Origin of the sequence: Flavobacterium glucosi (genome assembly GCF_048286535.1) — a bacterium.
In the GTDB taxonomy this organism is placed as follows: Bacteria; Bacteroidota; Bacteroidia; order Flavobacteriales; family Flavobacteriaceae; genus Flavobacterium.
This window is the reverse complement of sequence record NZ_JBLVPK010000017.1, coordinates 1-1,180: the sequence shown is the minus strand read 5'-3', so window position 1 is coordinate 1,180 and position 1,180 is coordinate 1. Positions and strand designations below refer to the sequence as shown.

Sequence of the window (1,180 nt, the reverse complement as noted above, 5' to 3'; positions counted from 1 at the left end):
GCCCCATAAAGTCCATTTCCAAAGCAAATACACAAATATTGAGGTACTTACTAATCCGGTTGGAAAAACCAAAATATTATCTTTTTTGGCGTACCAAACGCTCAATAATCCAAAAATTACTGCTACAATTTCCAAAACAATGTCGAATGTGGGATAATCTCTGTATTGAGAAAAAAAGTATTCTATCATTAGTCAAGCAGGATTCAAGTTATAAATGCAACTTTTTGATTAAACATATAATTAGGTGTTTCAAAATTAAATCTTTTTCTTGGTCTATTGTTTAATTTCTCTTGTATTTCTATAATTTTCTCATGAGTTATTTCATCAAATGCTGTTGATTTGGGTATATATTGTCTTATTAGTCCATTTAGGTTTTCATTTGCACCACGTTCCCAAGGACTGTAAGGATTAGCAAAGAAAAAATCGATTTCAAGTGCTTTACTTATCTCCTGATGTTGTGCAAATTCTTTTCCATTATCCGAAGTTATGGTGTTTATAATTGACTTCCAATTCTGTAGTAATTTGATTGTTGCTCGCTTTACCAATTCACTTTCTTTACTTTCTATCTTTTTCATTCTCAATACACCAGTTGCTCTATCATTGATTGTAACGATCGCTCCTTTATGATTTTTTCCAATTATAGTGTCGATTTCTAAATCTCCAAACCGTTCTTTTAAATCTACTATTTTTGGTCTATCTTCTATTGATTTCCTATTTGTGATTAGACCTCGGGAATCTTTTTTGTTTCCTCTTTTTCTATACCGTTTTCCTGTACTTCTCAAACTTAAATACAGAACTCCTTTGTCTTTCTTGTCTTTCCAGATGTACTGATAAATCCGTTCTATCGAAACACAATCAATTCCTTTTTTCTGACAGATACCAACAATTTGTTCAGGACTTAAATCTTCAAGTAAATATTTTCTAATAGTAGTTTTGATTTCAGTAGTAAGACGAACCTTTTTAGGCTTTTCTGCTTGACGCTTAGCATATTTTCTCTGAGCTAATTCACAATTGTATTTGCCATTGCGTAAATCGCAATTACGCTTTAATTCACGGGTTATAACAGATTTATCTCTATTTAAAAAAACTGCTATTGCGTTTTTTTTATTTTTTTGTTCTAATATTACACGTATTGTGTATCTTTGTTCGGTGTTTATGTGGCTAATTATTTACAATTTTG

General features: G+C 30.9%; 2 protein-coding genes. Both read right to left on the bottom strand.

From position 1 onward, the window contains the following. Positions 1-189 (bottom strand): nicotinamide mononucleotide transporter (locus ACNQGD_RS14960; RefSeq protein WP_417999838.1); only part of this gene is annotated, 189 nt, incomplete at its 3' end. A gap of 14 nt (positions 190-203) precedes the next feature. Beyond that, a complete protein-coding gene (locus ACNQGD_RS14955) occupies positions 204-1,169 on the bottom strand; it encodes an IS30 family transposase (RefSeq protein ID WP_417999839.1) in 966 nt (321 codons plus the stop codon). Positions 1,170-1,180 lie beyond the last annotated feature (11 nt).